At 69.4% G+C, this 14,946-nt stretch carries 12 protein-coding genes; 3 read left to right on the plus strand and 9 right to left on the minus strand.

The window, feature by feature from the left end; translation table 11 throughout:
• Positions 1-111: 111 nt before the first annotated feature.
• The 7 genes from BLT99_RS09770 to BLT99_RS09800 form a co-directional block, all read right to left on the minus strand.
• A complete protein-coding gene (locus BLT99_RS09770; RefSeq protein ID WP_092671624.1) occupies positions 112-1,155 on the minus strand; it encodes a LacI family DNA-binding transcriptional regulator in 1,044 nt (347 codons plus the stop codon).
• Positions 1,156-1,230: 75 nt separating this feature from the next.
• Positions 1,231-2,616 carry a glycoside hydrolase family 5 protein gene (locus BLT99_RS09775; protein WP_197675484.1) on the minus strand — a complete coding sequence of 462 codons (1,386 nt, stop codon included), beginning with the start codon at positions 2,614-2,616 and terminating at the stop codon, positions 1,231-1,233.
• Positions 2,616-4,127, minus strand: coding sequence for an arabinosylfuranosidase ArfA (arfA, locus tag BLT99_RS09780; protein ID WP_092671630.1), 1,512 nt, complete (start codon positions 4,125-4,127; stop codon positions 2,616-2,618). Before arfA ends, BLT99_RS09775 begins: the two co-directional genes overlap by 1 nt.
• 55 nt (positions 4,128-4,182) lie before the next feature.
• Complete coding sequence (locus BLT99_RS09785; RefSeq protein WP_092671633.1) at positions 4,183-5,064, minus strand: carbohydrate ABC transporter permease; 882 nt, start codon at positions 5,062-5,064, stop codon at positions 4,183-4,185.
• Positions 5,061-6,002, minus strand: coding sequence for a carbohydrate ABC transporter permease (locus BLT99_RS09790; protein ID WP_092671636.1), 942 nt, complete (start codon positions 6,000-6,002; stop codon positions 5,061-5,063). Before BLT99_RS09790 ends, BLT99_RS09785 begins: the two co-directional genes overlap by 4 nt.
• Before the next feature lie 80 nt (positions 6,003-6,082).
• Complete coding sequence (locus BLT99_RS09795) at positions 6,083-7,426, minus strand: ABC transporter substrate-binding protein (protein ID WP_092671639.1); 1,344 nt, start codon at positions 7,424-7,426, stop codon at positions 6,083-6,085.
• 197 nt (positions 7,427-7,623) lie between these two features.
• Positions 7,624-8,475: an SMP-30/gluconolactonase/LRE family protein gene (locus BLT99_RS09800; RefSeq protein WP_092671643.1), complete on the minus strand. Its 852-nt coding sequence runs from the start codon at positions 8,473-8,475 to the stop codon at positions 7,624-7,626.
• Between the two features lie 89 nt (positions 8,476-8,564).
• Here BLT99_RS09800 and BLT99_RS09805 point away from each other — a divergent pair, with 89 nt between their 5' ends.
• The 3 genes from BLT99_RS09805 to BLT99_RS09815 all read left to right on the plus strand — a co-directional run bounded on the left by BLT99_RS09805 (position 8,565) and on the right by BLT99_RS09815 (position 12,733).
• Positions 8,565-9,857, plus strand: a complete 1,293-nt coding sequence (locus BLT99_RS09805; protein ID WP_229724312.1) for a fumarylacetoacetate hydrolase family protein — start codon at positions 8,565-8,567, stop codon at positions 9,855-9,857.
• On the plus strand, positions 9,854-11,566 hold the full coding sequence (locus tag BLT99_RS09810) for an IlvD/Edd family dehydratase (RefSeq protein WP_092671646.1): 1,713 nt from the start codon (positions 9,854-9,856) through the stop codon (positions 11,564-11,566). Before BLT99_RS09805 ends, BLT99_RS09810 begins: the two co-directional genes overlap by 4 nt.
• A gap of 69 nt (positions 11,567-11,635) precedes the next feature.
• Positions 11,636-12,733 carry a LacI family DNA-binding transcriptional regulator gene (locus tag BLT99_RS09815; protein ID WP_092671649.1) on the plus strand — a complete coding sequence of 366 codons (1,098 nt, stop codon included), beginning with the start codon at positions 11,636-11,638 and terminating at the stop codon, positions 12,731-12,733.
• Here the strand turns inward: BLT99_RS09815 and BLT99_RS09820 are convergent.
• Positions 12,661-13,527, minus strand: coding sequence for a hypothetical protein (locus BLT99_RS09820; protein WP_092671652.1), 867 nt, complete (start codon positions 13,525-13,527; stop codon positions 12,661-12,663). The genes BLT99_RS09815 and BLT99_RS09820 overlap by 73 nt on opposite strands.
• A 134-nt stretch (positions 13,528-13,661) precedes the next feature.
• Positions 13,662-14,939: a saccharopine dehydrogenase family protein gene (locus tag BLT99_RS09825; RefSeq protein WP_092671655.1), complete on the minus strand. Its 1,278-nt coding sequence runs from the start codon at positions 14,937-14,939 to the stop codon at positions 13,662-13,664.
• Positions 14,940-14,946 lie beyond the last annotated feature (7 nt).

Below are 14,946 nucleotides of genomic sequence, written 5' to 3' on the forward strand. Positions count from 1 at the left end.
CGGCTGACCGAGTGAGGGGTCGGACCACGGCGCCGTACTCGAATCGAACTCCCATTTACAACGTCGTAAATCGGACCCCGCGTTCATGCTGTCCGCGGTGGCGGTTGGTTGTCAAGAGTCGATTTCCAACGTTGTATATGAATCGGGCGGTGGCGCCGTCGAATCGCGCAGGATGAGCGTCGCCGCGAGGTCGAGCCGCGTGGGCTCGACATCTCGCTGGTCGTCGAGCCGGAGCGCCAGCCGCGTGGCCGCGACGCCCAGTTCGCGGAGCGGTTGGTGGACCGTCGTGAGCCTCGGGGACGACGACGTCGACACGGGCTGATCGTCGTACCCCACGAGGGAGAGATCCTCGGGGATGCGGAGCCCAGCGGCGCGCGCCGCGTTCAGGACGCCGAGCGCCTGGAGGTCACCACCGGCGAGGATCGCCGTCGGCCGATGCGAGGAGCGGAGCAGCTCGAGCGCGACGCGTTCGCCGGCCTCGGCGTCGAGCTCCTCGAAGCGGGCCCAGCCCTCGGGCACCGGCAGCCCGGCCAGGTGCATCGCCGACCGGTAGCCGTCGAGGCGTGCGTGCGATCCCACCACGGCGTCCGGCCCGCTGATCGCCGCGACGCGCCGGTGCCCCAGGTCGATGAGGTGGCGCGTCGCCGTGACGGCAGCAGACCAGTGCGCGACCCCGATCGCGGGAACGGAGGGGTCCGCCGCATCCGCCGGCTCGAGTACCACCACCGGGATGTCGCGGGACCGGAGCGCCTCGCGAACCTCGGCGGCCACACCCGAGTACACGATCACCGCGGCGGGCCTCCGCTCCAGCACGGCATCCAGCCAGGAGTCGTCGCCGGCCTTCCCGTTCCCGTTCCCACTGACCGTCAGCGTCAGCGAAAGGCCCGATGCAGCGGCCGCCTCACGGACGCCGTCGATCACCTCGAGCGACAGCGGACCGTGGAGGTTCGGCAGGACGAGTTCCACGGCCCTGGTGCGCCGGCCGCTCCCCCGCCGTCGATAGTCGCTGCGGCGGAGGAGCGCCTCGACACGGGATCGCGTCGACGGCGCGACATCCGCGTGGCCGTTCAGCACCTTCGAGATCGTCGTGAGGGACACGCCCGCCTCGGCGGCGAGTGCGGCCAGCGTGACTCGCGACCGTCGTTCATCCGCCATGAGCCCGCCCGCACCGCAGGCGTGACGATCGCACGCGCCCCTTCGCCGTGAGCGATCGCGAGGGACGCATGCGCGTCACCCCTGCGTGGCTGCGCGACCGAGGATGGCGGCGAGCGGCTCCCGCACCCGGACCGCATCGAACGAGAACGCGTCGGCGAGTCGCTCGGCCTCGTCGGGCTCGACGCCCTCGAAGGCCCGAGCGAACTCGTCCACCATCGCCTCCGCGAGCATCACGTGGCGGATATGACCGTGGATCCATCGCCGCGCCCCCCACGGATACGGTTGGAAGTCGGGGAACTCCGTCTCGAACAGTCGCTCGATCGGCTCCAGGATGTGCCGGACGCCCGCATCGGTGGAGCCCCAGGAGTCGACGCCGAGCCGCGCCTTCTTCTCGAGCACCGGCGCGATCCGGCGGAGGTACGGCGAGTCGGGATCGGCATGCACGAGCCCCTGGAGCCCGATGTCCTTGTAGGTCCACAGGGCCCAGCTCGCATCGTGACGGCGGTAGATCTCGAGCTGGTCCTCCAGCAGCCGCAAACGCTGAGCGTCACGCTCCGGGTCGCCGGTGTACACCGGCCCGAACTCGCCGACCCAGATCGGCGTCCCCGTCTCCCGCATGTACGCCGTGCGCTCGAGGAAGGTCTCCTCGACGACGTCGCGATCGACGAAGCGACCGCGGCTGACGCCGGGATACGGTCCGCCGTCGACGAACCCCGGGAGCGCATAGTCATGCGCGGTGTAGACGCAGTTCGGCATGGGATCGCCCAGCTGGTCGAACTGGGTGGAGTACCGGTTGCCGTCGAGGAAGAGGATGTGATGCGGATCGATCGCACGGATCGCCGCCTCGAGCCGTTCGTAGAACGGCCGGATCGCCGTGCCGTGCGCATCGGCGGGCTCGTTCACGGGGTTGTATCCCGCGACCCACGGATTGCCGCGGTAGTGCTCGGCGATGTGCTCCCACAGGTTCACGACCCGGTCCTGGAACTGCCGCTGGCTCCAGAAGTGCGCCCACTGCGTGGGGTTGTCGCTGTGCCAGTGCTGGTTCTGCGCCCCGGGCAGGGCATGGAGGTCGAGGATCGTGTAGATCCCGTGCCGGGCGCACGCCTCGACAACCGAGTCGAGCAGCCGGAATCCCTCCTCCGTGATGACGAAGGGGGCGTCGTCGTCCTCGAAGTGCCGGTAGTTGAACGGCACGCGCACCGAGTTCAGTCCGAGGCCGGCCAGGAAGGCGGCATCCGCGTCGGTGAAGAACACCGAGAGGAACCGGTCGAAGAACCGCCGGTACCCCTCGTCGCCGAGCACGCGTCGCAGCGCCCGCCGCTGCTGCGACTCGGTCGCCGGATAGCCGGTGATGAAGTTCTCCATGTTCATCCAGCCGCCCAGCCCGAGGCCGGTCAGCACGACCGGAGCGTCGCCAGCCATGATGCGCGTACCGTCGACGCGCAGGAGCTCCCCGGTCATCATGCGAGCGTGAGCGCGGACCACGAGACGGGTGGCAACGTCACCGTCACCGCGCCCTCCGTCGTCCTCGCCGAGTCGTTGTCGCGCAGGCGGACGCGATCCTGCACCTCGAGGGTATTGACCGCGTGGATGTCCTCGTCGCTGAGCGTCTGGAATGAACGGACCGTCAGCCCGTCGAGGATGCTCGTGTCGATCTCGAGGGAGACCTCCTCGTCGAGGCTGCGGTTGACCAGGAACACCGCGGTCTCACCGGTCGCCGGCTCGTACGTCGCCACCGCGTCCACGAGGGGGACCTCGCCGTAGAGGGCCGTCGAGTACGTCGGGCAATCCAGCTTGAGCTCGAGCGTGTCGCCCTTGGCCAGTGCGGAGGTGACCGAGAACGGGAAGAAGGTCGTCTGCCGCCAGGCCGGTCCGCCCGGCTCCGTCATGATCGGCGCGATCACGTTCACGAGCTGCGCCAGCGACGCGGACGTCACGCGATCGGCGTGCCGGATGAGCGAGATGAGCAGGCTTCCGAACACGACCGCGTCGACGACCGAGTAGACGTCCTCGAGGAGGCGCGGCGCGACCGGCCACTCCGCGACGTCGGTGATGCGGTCGACCTCGTTGTACCGCGACTGGTACCAGACGTTCCACTCGTCGAACGAGATGTACATCGTCTTCTCGCTGCCGCGGGCGGACTTCACGTGGTCCGCCGTCGCGACGACGGAGTCGATGAACCGGTCCATGTCGACTCCTGAGGCGAGGAAACTGCCGTAGTCCCCGCCCTTGGGCTCGTAGTACGCGTGGCAGGAGATGTAATCGACGTCGTCGTACGTCTCCTCGAGGACCGTGCGCTCCCAGTGCCCGAAGGTCGGCATGTGGGCGCTCGAGCTCCCGCACGCGACGAGCTCGAGCTCGGGGTCGACCTGTCGCATCGCCCGGGCCGTCTTCGAGGCGAGCCTGCCGTACTCCTCGGCGGTCCCGTGGCCGAGCTGCCACGGGCCGTCCATCTCGTTGCCGAGGCACCACATGCGGATGTCGTGGGGCTCGGGCGAGCCGTTCGCGACCCGTCGATCGCTCAACGTCGTGCCGGATCGGATGTTCGCGTACTCCAGCACGTCGAGGGCCTCCTGGACACCGCGCGTGCCCAGGTTGACGGCGTACATCAGCTCGCTGCCGACTTTGCGCAGCCATGATGCGAACTCGTCGAGGCCGACCTCGTTGGTCTCGGTCGAGTGCCAGGCGAGGTCGAGGCGCCGCGGTCGCTCGTCCCGCGGGCCGACGCCGTCCTCCCAGCGGTACCCGGAGACGAAGTTGCCACCCGGGTAGCGGATGGCCGAGACCCCCAGTTCGCGAACGAGTTCGATGACGTCGGACCGGTACCCATCGGGATCGGCGTTCGGATGGCCCGGCTCGTAGATGCCGTCGTACACGCATCGACCGAGGTGCTCCACGAACGAGCCGAACAGCCGGCGCTGCACCCGGCCGACGACGAAGTGCGGGTCGATGGTGAGATGTGCTCGCTTCATATTCCTCGTTGCCTGTCTCGGGCGTGGTCTGGGGCAGCCGTTGCGCGGCTCGCGGTCACTTGAGGCTTCCGATCGAGAGCCCACCCTGCCAGTACTTCTGCAGGGTCAGGAACGCGATGATCAGCGGGATCACCGAGACCAGCGACCCGAGGATGACGATGCTCCACAGGCTCTCCCCGCCGGCCGCGCCGTACGTCGATGCCGTCGCCTGCCAGAGTCCGATCCCGACCGTCACGGGGAAGAGGCGGTTGTCGGAGAGCATCGCGAGCGGCAGGAAGTAGTTGTTCCACGATGCCACGACCGACAGCAGCAGCACCGTCACGATCGCGGGCCGGAGCATCGGAAGCGCCACCTGCAGGAACACGCGGAACTCCCCGGCGCCGTCGACGCGGGCGGCGTCGAGCAGTTCGTCGGGCACCGCATCCCGCGCGTAGACGCACATCAGGTACACGCCGAACGGATTGAGGAGCGTCGGCAGGATGACCGCCCAGATGGTGTTCGTCATGCCCGCTTGAGCGAAGAGCACGAACGTCGGGATGACGAGTGCCGTCGAGGGCACCATGACCGAACCCAGGAGCACGGCGAAGCCGAGCCGCCGCCCGCCGAACTGGTACTTGGCGAAGCCGTAGCCGGCGAGCACCGCGAGCACCGTGGCTCCGACCCCGCCGACGATCGCGTACAGCGCCGAGTTGAACAGCCATTGGAGGTAGATGCCGCCGCCGTAGGTGAACAGCTGCTGGAGGTTGCCGAGGTAATCGATGTCGTCCGCGAACCAGAGCGCGCTTCCGCCTCCGAACAGTCCCGCCGAGGTCTTCGAACTGTTGACCACGACCCACCAGAAGGGCACGAGGAAGTAGACCATGAGGACGCCGAGCACGATCTGGAGCGAGACGTACCGCGTCGGACGGCGCGTGGCGCGAGTGACGCTGGCACTCATGAGAGGAAGCTCCCTCGCTTGCGTGTGGAGAACAGGAAGATGTAGACGCAGATGAACACGACGGCGCCGAGCGCGAACGAGATGGCCGAGCCGTAGTTGTAGTTCGCCAACGTGAAGGCCTGCTCGTAGGCGTACATGTTCGGCGTGAAGTCATCGGGGATCGCCCCGGCCGCGAGCTGCTGGAGGATCTTGGGCTCGTTGAAGAACTGCAGGGTCCCGATGAGGGCGAACACGAGGATCAGGACCAGCGCGGGCGCGACCAGCGGGATCTTGATTCGCAGGACGATCTGCCACTGCGACGCACCATCGATGCGAGCCGCCTCGTAGAGAGTCGGGTCGATCCCCTGCAGGGCGGCGTAGAGGATGATCATGTAGTAGCCGGCCCACTGCCAGGTCACGATGTTGAGCAGGCCGTAGAAGATCAGGTCCGAACTGAGGAAGTCCGGGCCCGTCGCTCCGAACGCGTCGAAGAAGTCGGCGATGGGACCGAAGTTCGGGCTGTACAGGAAGCCCCACATCAGCGCGCCGATGACGGCGGGAATCGCGTAGGGCAGGAAGATCATCAGCCTCGAGAACCGCGCGAAGGACGTCGTGACCACGTCGAGGATGAGGGCGATCGCGAGCGAGATCGCCATCTGCAGCGGGATCAGGACGATCGAGAAGCTGATCACGAACCAGACGCCGTCGAGGAAGCTGGGATCGCTGAACGCCTTCAGGTAGTTCCCGAAGAAGACGAAGCGCGTCCCCCCGACGAGCGATTTCTGGAAGAGGCTGAGGTACAGGGCGTACACGAGGGGAGCGATGAGGAACGCCAGGAAGACGACGGCGAAGGGCGCGACGAAGGCCCACCCGGTGACATTGCGGCGGACGTCGCTCTTCGTGCGCGGGCGTCGGGTTCGTGGAGGGGCGGCGGCCTCTTCGATGAGATCGACGGTCATGGCAGATACTCCCGATCAGGTGGAGATGGAAGGAAGGAGGCGAGCCGGCCCGCGAGGCGGACCGGCCCGCGAGGCTCACGTCATTCGACGGTGTAGCCCTGTTCCTCCGCGTAGCCCACGACGTCCTCCTGGAGTGCGTCGGCGGCTTCGGACCCGCTGACCGAGCCCTCGTTGATGGCGGCGATCTGCTCCGTGAACGCGGAGTAGTAGTACTGCCCGATCGGCGTGTAGGTCATGCCCGTGTAGGCGTTCGCCGCCGGTACGTACACCTCCTTGTTCGCCTGCTGGCCGTCGAAGAACGGCACCTCGTAGTCCTGGAACGCCGGGTCCTCCAGGACGTTCACGTTGAGCGGGAAGATGATCTGGTTCTGCCAGCCGTCCTCGAGCGACGCCTCGTCGGCGTAGACGCCGAACGCCACCTGGGCGGCGAGCTCCGGGTCGTCGGCCTGCTTGGTCACCGAGAACGCGGAGCCTCCCCAGTTCACCGAGACGGGGTTGTCGGGATCCCACTGCGGCAGCGGGGCGACCGCCCACACGCCCTCGTCGGCACCCTCGCCGACCCCGGCGCCCTGCAGGTACCCGGGCGCCCACGCGGCCGAGAGGTAGGTCGCGTATTCGCCGCCGATCACTCCCGAGATGTACTCGGGCGTGAACTGGTCCTGCTTGCCGACCAGGCCCTTCGAGGAGAGCCCGGCCCAGTAGTCGAGCACCTCCTTCGAGGCGTCGTCGTTGAGGGTGATGCCCATCTTCTCCGGCTCTGCCGCGTCGTAGGTGAACGGCTGGGCGCCGTTCTGGTACTGCAGCGCCATCATCACCGCCGGGACGTTGGAACCGAGGTCGCCGAAGAACGGGCCGCCGGCGTCTTTCAGCGCCTGTGCCGCCTCCTCGTACTCCGCCCAGGTGGTCGGCGGCGTGAGGCCGTACTGCTCGAAGATGTCCTTGCGGTAGATCATTCCCATCGGGCCACCGTCGACGGGAGCCCCGTAGATGCCCTCACCGACCGAGACGTCCTTCCAGGCGCCATCGCTGAAGTCGTCCTTCACGTCCTCGTAGCCGAGGTCGTTGAGCTCCACGAGCGCATCTTGGGCCTGGAACGTCGGGATGCGGTCGGCTTCGAGCATGACCACGTCGGGGGCCCCGCTTCCGGCCGAGATCGCCGTCTGGAACTTGTCGTACGCGTCACCGCCGGCACCGGCGTTGGTCCAGCAGACCTGGACCTCGTCGTTCTGCTCGTTGAAGTTGTCGACGACGAGCTCCATGTTCGGATACCAGGCCCACATCGTCACCACGGGCAGGTCGGCTTTGGGGATGGTGTTGGTGCAGTTGGCGTCGTCATTGCCACTGTCCTCGCCGGGGGTGCAGGCGGCGAGCGAGCCGGCGAGAACGACCGTGGCCGTCGCGGCCAGGAGGTGCTTGGTCTTCACTGGGGTTCCCTTTCGGAAGCGTGGACATCCTTGTCGGTGCATTCCCAGATACGGAACGACAGGTCGAGCGAATCGGACGACTTGCGAATATTCCGCCAGGGTGTACAACGTTGTATATGCAACGTTGCAGTGAGTATCCGCCCGCGACCGGAAGTTGTCAAGGGCGTGGACGAAACTTCCGGGACGTCGAGCGGCCGTCAGCCGGCGTAGGCGTGCACAGGCGCGCCGGCGACCGCGAGGTCGACGGCGAACAGCGAGCCGCCGGCACCGCGCGCGGCAGGCTCGATCCCCTCTACCGAGGTGGTGATGAACAGCGTCCGCCGGTCGTCGCCGCCGAAGGCGCACGACGTCACATGGTGCGCGCCCGGTACGTCGACGACCTCGTCGAGGATGCCGTCCGGCGAGTAGCGGTGCACGCGCGCCCCACCCCACAACGCGACCCACAGCCCGCCGTCGGCGTCGATCGCCATTCCGTCCGGCGCGGCGCCACCGGGCTCGAATCGGACCAGCACCCGGGGATCGAGCAGTCGCCCGTCGGGGTCGGCATCGTATGCAGTGATGGTCGCCGCGGCCGTGTCGTTGTGGAACGCGCGGGCGCCATCCGCCGACCAGACGAGCCCGTTCGGGATCGTGACGGTCGTCAGGGCGGTGCCGAGGCGGCCGTTCGGGTCGAGGCGGTACAGCGTCCCCGCGCCCGCCGTCATGTCGTACGCCATCGACCCGATGTAGAAGCGCCCGGCGGCGTCGCATCCACCCTCGTTCAAGCGCATCGCGGGGTCGTCGAGCACTGGGATCGATCGCTCGGGTCCCCAGTCCGCATCGAGCAGCAGGATGTCGCGCGCCCCCGCGACGACGTAACCGCCGCCGGAGCGGTGCCGGATGACGGCGGCCACCTCACCGACCTGCCGCCGGCTGACGGTCCCCGTCGGCAGGAGCGTGACGACCGCGCCCGCGAGCATGTCGACGAATCGCAGGCGGTCGTCCCTGTCGTCCCAGAAGGCGCCCTCGCCGTGGTACGCGACGCGCCCGGTGATCCGTTCCGCCCGCATCCCGGCCCTCCCTCGGCCTTCGATGTTTCGGGCGAGTATGTCATCGTTTCGAGCGGAGCGGGCATCGAGGCCCGCAGGAGGAGGCCCTCGTGACGACCACGGAGCCGGCAGGATCGATCCTCGGGTTCCTGCCCGACGACGCCGAGGAGGCGCTGCTGATCGCCCGCGTGAGCGATCCCGGGCGAGCCGCGCCCGCCGTTGCCGTCGTGCGCGGCGATGCCCTGGTCGACGTCTCATCGGTCTCGGCGACCGTCTCGGACCTGCTCGACCTCGGCGACGTGCATGGAGCGCTCGGGGGCGCCGACCCGGCCGCGCGCTCCTGGGAACTCGACGACGTCCTCCACGCCTCGCTGGCGCGCGACCCGTCGCGTCCGCGGCTGCTCGCCCCGATCGACCTGCAGGTCGTCAAGGCGTGCGGAGTCACGTTCGCCGACTCCCTGCTCGAACGGGTCATCGAGGAACGCGCCGGCGGCGACCCGAGCGCCGCGGATGCCATCCGCGAGCGCGTCGCCGACGCCATCGGCCGCGAGCTGGACCGGGTCCGACCGGGCTCCCCGGAGGCGATGGAGCTGAAGGAGGCGCTCGTGGCCGAAGGCCTCTGGTCGCAGTACCTCGAAGTCGGCATCGGTCCGGACCCCGAGGTGTTCACGAAAGCCCCGGTCCTCTCCTCCGTCGGCTTCGGTGCCCAGGTCGGCGTGCGACGGGAATCGAGGTGGAACAACCCCGAGCCCGAGCTCGTCCTGGTCATGGACTCGCGAGGCACGCCGGTCGCGGCCACGCTCGGGAACGACGTGAACCTGCGCGACATCGAGGGACGCAGCGCGCTGCTGCTGGGATCGGCGAAGGACAACAACGCATCGTGCGCGGTCGGACCCTTCCTGCGACTGTTCGACGCGGGCTTCGGTCTCGACCGCCTGCGCTCGGAGACCATCGGGCTGCGGGTCGAGGGCGCGGACGGCTTCATCCTCGAGGGAACGAACGCGCTCGACCGCATCAGCCGGCCCTTCGAGGAACTCATCGCAGCGGTGTGTGGCGCCCATCACCAGTATCCCGACGGCTTCGCCCTGTTCACGGGCACGCTGTTCGCTCCGGTGCAGGATCGCGGTGTGGACGGACGCGGCTTCACCCACCGCGTGGGCGACCGGGTCACGATCTCGAGCCCGGCGCTCGGATCGCTCGTCAACACCGTCGGGATCAGCGAGCAGCTCGAGCCGTGGACCTTCGGTGTCCGTTCCCTGATCGCCGCGCTCGCCGCCGACTCCGCCGCCCGTTCCCCGAGCCACGACCCGACGAGTGGCGGACGCGACGCCGTGAGCCCACCGACCGATGACCTGACGACACCGGGGCGCCGGGACGCCCCGCCGAGGAGTGGAATGCAATGAACGAACGACGCAGTTCGCAGTGGTACGACGGCACCGATCGGAACGCCTACCTCCACCGCGCATGGATGAGACGGGGCATCCCCGCCGACGCCTTCGACCGACCTCAGATCGCGATCGCGAACACCGCCTCCGACCTCACGCCGTGCAATTCCCATCTCGACGAGGTCGCCCAGAGCGTCAAGCAGGGCGTCTACGAGGCGGGCGGCATCCCGCTGAACCTGCCCGTCGTCTCGCTCGGCGAGACGCAGGTGCGGCCGACGGCGATGCTGTGGCGCAACATGGCGGCGATGGCGATCGAGGAGATGCTGCGCGCCAATCCGATCGACGGCGTGGTCCTGCTGGGAGGGTGCGACAAGACCATCCCCTCCCTGCTCATGGCCGCCGCATCGGTCGACATCCCCGCCGTCGTGGTGCCCGGCGGGCCGATGCTGAACGGCACGTTCCGCGGCGTTCCCCTCGGCTGCGGAACCGATGTGTGGAAGCTCAGCGAGGAGGTGCGCGCCGGCACCCTCTCCGAGAAGCTCTTCACCCGCTCCGAGTCGTCCATGATCCGAAGCCGGGGTCACTGCAACACCATGGGCACCGCCTCGACGATGGGGCTGCTCGCCGAGGCGCTCGGGACGACGATCCCGGGCATCGCGGGGACGCCCGCTCCCGACAGCCGACTGCTCGAGGGCGCGCACGCGACCGGCAGGCTCGTCGTCGAGATGGTCGCAGAGGGCCGCACACCCAGCACGACCATCACGGCGGCGTCCTTCCACAACGCCATCGTCACGCTCGCCGCCATCGGCGGCTCGACGAATGCCGTGGTGCACCTGCTCGCCATCGCGGGGCGCCTCGGCATCGACCTCACCCTCGAGGACTTCGACCGCATCGCCGCCGACGTCCCGCTGCTCGTCAACCTGCAGCCGGCCGGCCGCTACCTGATGGAGGACTTCTTCCGCGCGGGCGGCCTGCTCGCCGTGCTCGACCAGGTGCGCGACCTGCTCGACCCCACGGCGATCACCGTGACCGGACGCCCGCTCGTGGAGTACCTCGACGACCAGGAGATCTGGGACGCCGACGTCATCTCGCCTCGCTCCGAGCCGTTGCTCGACGCCGCCGGCATCGCGGTGCTGCGCGGCAACCTCGCACCGACCGGTGCGATCATCAAGCCCGCCGCCGCCAGCCCTGAGCTGCTCGAGCACCGGGGTCGGGCCGTCGTGTTCGACTCGGTCGAGGACCTGCACGCCCGCATCGACGACCCCGACCTGGATGTCGACGCCTCGTCGGTGCTCGTCCTGCGCGGGTGCGGACCGCGGGGATACCCGGGCATGCCAGAGGTGGCGAACATGCCACTGCCCCGGAAGCTGCTCGAGCAGGGGGTGCGGGACATGGTGCGCATCTGCGACGGCCGGATGAGCGGCACCGCGTACGGCACGGTGGTGCTGCACGTGAGCCCCGAGGCCGCCGCGGGCGGTCCGCTCGGGCTCGTGCAGGATGGCGACGAGATCCTGCTCGACGTGGGTGGCCGTCGGATCGAGCTCCTCGTCCCCGATGAGGAACTGCAGCGTCGTCGGGTGCCGGGCGCCACGTCGGATGCCTTCGCGGCCCCGGTCCGCGGATGGGAGCGGCTGTACGTCGACCACGTGCTCCAGGCCGACACCGGGGCCGACCTCGATTTCCTGGTCGGCGCGAGCGGTCCGGACGTGGCCCGCGAGTCGCACTGACGCGCTCCGGGTGCGGGAGAATCGCTGGAGTACAGTGGCGCTGGGGCGCGGAGCAGGACGGAGGCGACATTGGGGGCCACGCTGCACGATGTCGCCAGGGTGGCAGGCGTCTCCATCAAGACCGTCTCGAACGTGGTGCACGACTACCCGCACGTCCGGCCGCAGACGCGCGAACGAGTGCTGAGCGCGATCCGCGAGCTCGGGTATCGCCCCAACGTGTCGGCGCGGGGACTTCGATCCGGCCGCACCGGGGTCATCGGCCTCGCCGTCCCTTCCCTTCGCGAGAACTACTTCGCCGAGTTGGCCGACTCCGTCATCCGGGCGGCCGAGCGTCGCGATCTGAGCGTGCTGATCGAGCAGACGAACGGCGACCGCGAGAAGGAACTCCGATCGCTCTCGGGCGGCAGGCTCCATCTCACCGATGGCCTGTTGTTCAGTCCCGTCAGCCTGGGCCAGGCCGATGCCGAGGCACTCGACGTCTCGATCCCGCTGGTCCTGCTCGGCGAGCGGATCTTCGGCGGTCCGACGGATCACGTGACGATGCACAACGTCACCTCGGCACGAGCGGCGGTCGAGCACCTCCTCGGCTTCGGGCGCACCCGCATCGCCCTCATCGGCGCACCCGAGTCGCCGCACGGCGATGCGAGCTCCGGATCACTCCGACTGGACGGATACCGGCAGGCGCTCGCGGCCGCGGGCATCGCCGATGATTCCCGGCTCATCCGCGTCGCGCAGCCGTGGAACCGTGAGACTGGAGCGGCAGCGACCTGGCGCATGATCGACGAGGGCGTGTCGTTCGACGCCGTCTTCGCCCTCAACGACACCCTCGGCCTGGGCGTACTGCGTTCGCTCGGCGAGGCCGGCTTGCGCGTGCCCGAGGACGTGGCCGTCATCGGCTTCGACAACATCGACGAGTCGCGATTCTCGGTTCCGTCGATGTCGAGCGTCGACCCGGGGCGCGACGAAATCGCGGAGATCGCCGTCGAACTGCTCTCGGAGCGCATCCTCGAGAAGGGCGAGCGCCGGCCGCCGCGCCAGGTCAAGCCCGAGTTCCGCATCGTCGTACGCGAGTCGACTGGTGGGGTGGCGCCTCCTCACGAGCCGGGCGTCGTCGGCGGCACCGAGGCGGATGGCGCGCGGTCGGCGTCGTCGGCCGTGAACACGTAGTCTCCGCGCTCGTCGAGCTCCGGGCGCAGCCGCCCGTCCGCCAGCGCCGCGAACGCCTCGCGCGACGCAGCCCGGAGGTCCGCCGCCGCCCGCGGGTCGGCGGCCCGCACGCCCTCGAAATCGGCCGTGAGCGCGAGTCCGCCCTCCGATCGCCACGCGGGCTGCGGCATCCGCTGCAGGGCCCGCTCGACGCGCGGCGAGGCCAGCCGCCAGCGCACCTCGAACCGGTCGCTGCGGTCGCCGCCCGAGATCGCGTCGCGCAACTCGCCGTAGAAGTCGGGGTGGTACGCGATCACCTCTGCGCCGAGGCGCACCAGGTTCATCCGCGCGTTGCGGCGGATGAGCGGATCGTACGTCCAGCGCACCTCCTCGATGCCGTGCTCGAGGCAAATCGCACGTTGCCGCAACTTGAGTGCGACGCCGATGCCGCGCCCGCGCGCGCTCGGGTCGACCGCGTTCATGTGCGAGTGCACGTGGAGTCCGCCGGTCCAGCCCAGGAAGCCGAGCGCGGCCCCGAGCGGCGGTTCGTCGGGTGCGGCGAGTTCGCCCGCGGCTTGGGCTCGCCCCGGCGCCGGGACGGCGAGGAGCACGGTGTTGCCCGCGTGCGCGATCGCGGTCAGCGACGCGAGGTCGACCGTGCGCCCAACGCCCCAGGTCGCGTCGAAGCGGGCGAGCGTGCCCGCCAGCTCGTCCATGCGCGCCTCGCGCGTGACGACGCCAGAGCGCCGGTCGGCATCATCGGCGAGTGCGCGGGCCGCGAGCGCGACCGCAGCGAGCTCCGGGCCATCCGTCATGCCCGCGACCCTATCGCGCGGGGTCGACCGGTCGGATGCGCGCGCACGAGTGCCGCTTCTGCTTTGGAGGACGCCGTCGAACCGCACTCGAGCGCAGAAGCGGCACTCGAGGAACGGATGTCGCAACGCGCCGCTCAGCGCGCGAGGCGGTCCTCCATGCCCCACGCCTGGCCGTAGCCACCGTCGGCCTCGGCGCGCGCCATCAGGTCGAGGAACGGCTGCGCGTCGAACGCCTCGGGCCCGAGCACGCCGACGCCATGCCAGGCCCCGGTCGCGAGCAGCTCGAGGGCGATGACGGGGTTGAGCGCGGTCTGCCAGACGACGCACTGGGCCTCGTACTCGCGCATCGTCCACTCGTTGTCGCTCACGTGGTAGAGGTACACCTCGCGGGGTGTGCCATCCGTGCCGGTGCCCGTCACCCACAGGCCCGCGCACGTCTTGCCCGTCATGCGCGGGCCGATCGTGGCGGGGTCGGGCAGGGCCGCGGCGACGACGTCGCGCGGCGCGACCTCGACCGGACCGTTCGCGCTCCGGACCCGGATCGGCGCGGTCTTGTCGAGCCCGAGCAGGTTGAGCGTCTTGAGCACGCCGATGAACTCGTCGCCGAGACCGTACTTGAAGGTCACGCGCTTGGCGTCGACCCACCGCGGCATGAGGAGCACCTCCTCGTGCTCGACGTTCACGCACTCGACCGGCCCGATGCCCTCGGGGAACTCGAACACCTCGGGCTCGCTGAACGGCGGGGTCGTGTACCAGCCGCGATCCTTCTCCCAGACGACCGGGGGGTTGAGACACTCCTCGATCGTCGTCCAGATCGAGAACGACGGCGCGAAGATCTCGTTGCCGGCATCGTCGCGCACGACGAGGTTGGCGCCGTCGCGCGTGCCGAGCTCGTCGATCTCGCTGAAGAGGTGGTCGGCGGCGTACCGCGCGAACACATCGGAGAGCCCCAGCTCGACGCCCATGCCCACGAGGGCGACGCGGCCCGCCTTCTCCCAGTCGCCTGCCTGCGCGAACTGGTCGTCGCCGAGCTTCACGCCCGGCTCGGCGTACGGCTCGGTGGGATGCGGTTCCGACAGGCTCATCGCCATGTCGAGGTAATCGGCGCCCGCGGCGAGCGCGCCGGCGAAGATCGAGGGCACGAACTTCGGCTCGACCGCATTCATCACGTGGGTTGCGCCGTGCTCGCGCGCGACGGATGCCACGACCTCAGGGTCGCTCGCGTCGATCTGGGCCGTGGCGAACCGGGCAGCCACATCGTCGCCGTGCCGCGCACGGATCCATTCGACCGTGCGGGTCGCCCGCGACTCGTCGTAGTCGCTCACGACGATGAGCTCGAAGAACGAGCGGCGTGCGGCGATCTTGGCGATGGCGTCTCCGACGCCTCCGGCGCCGACGAGGAGGATTCGCATGGTGGGT

The organism is Agromyces flavus (assembly GCF_900104685.1).
In the GTDB taxonomy this organism is placed as follows: Bacteria; Actinomycetota; Actinomycetes; order Actinomycetales; family Microbacteriaceae; genus Agromyces; species Agromyces flavus.

Excerpts from the sequence above, each read along its gene's own strand:
- BLT99_RS09810 (WP_092671646.1), top strand. The coding sequence starts at position 9,854 with ATGAACGAACGACGCAGTTCGCAGTGGTACGACGGCACCGATCGGAAC.
- BLT99_RS09825 (WP_092671655.1), bottom strand. The coding sequence starts at position 14,939 with ATGCGAATCCTCCTCGTCGGCGCCGGAGGCGTCGGAGACGCCATCGCC.
- BLT99_RS09820 (WP_092671652.1), bottom strand. The coding sequence starts at position 13,527 with ATGACGGATGGCCCGGAGCTCGCTGCGGTCGCGCTCGCGGCCCGCGCA.
- arfA (WP_092671630.1), bottom strand. The coding sequence starts at position 4,127 with ATGAAGCGAGCACATCTCACCATCGACCCGCACTTCGTCGTCGGCCGG.
- BLT99_RS09790 (WP_092671636.1), bottom strand. The coding sequence starts at position 6,002 with ATGACCGTCGATCTCATCGAAGAGGCCGCCGCCCCTCCACGAACCCGA.
- BLT99_RS09800 (WP_092671643.1), bottom strand. The coding sequence starts at position 8,475 with ATGCGGGCGGAACGGATCACCGGGCGCGTCGCGTACCACGGCGAGGGC.
- BLT99_RS09775 (WP_197675484.1), bottom strand. The coding sequence starts at position 2,616 with ATGACCGGGGAGCTCCTGCGCGTCGACGGTACGCGCATCATGGCTGGC.
- BLT99_RS09770 (WP_092671624.1), bottom strand. The coding sequence starts at position 1,155 with ATGGCGGATGAACGACGGTCGCGAGTCACGCTGGCCGCACTCGCCGCC.
- BLT99_RS09785 (WP_092671633.1), bottom strand. The coding sequence starts at position 5,064 with ATGAGTGCCAGCGTCACTCGCGCCACGCGCCGTCCGACGCGGTACGTC.